This window comes from Natrialba sp. PRR66 (assembly GCF_034808065.1).
GTDB lineage: Archaea > Halobacteriota > Halobacteria > Halobacteriales > Natrialbaceae > Natrialba > Natrialba aegyptia.
Genome location: NZ_JAXHGN010000312.1, coordinates 1 through 228, shown reverse-complemented (window position 1 = coordinate 228; position 228 = coordinate 1). Strand labels below are relative to the sequence as shown.

The 228-nt window shown below is 68.9% G+C and carries 1 protein-coding gene; it reads left to right on the top strand.

The annotated features are described in order from the left end of the window. A partial coding sequence (locus SM755_RS24320) for an ABC transporter substrate-binding protein (protein ID WP_323174919.1) occupies nucleotides 1–228 on the top strand: 228 nt, incomplete at both ends.

The window sequence follows — 228 nt, the reverse complement described above, 5'->3', positions numbered from 1 at the left end:
ACACGGACACGCCCTTCGTCGCCGGCCCGGCGGCCGCCGCCGACATCACGTCCGACAGCCAGTACTGCCACGAGCGCGTGTTCCGGGCGAGCGAGAACACCGCGATGGACGCCCGGAGCGGCGGCCGGTACGTCGCGAACGAAACCGACGTCGAACGCGTGTTCATCATGGCCGCCGACTACAGCTTCGGACGTGCGGTCGCTCAGAACTACCGGACCGTTCTGGAGG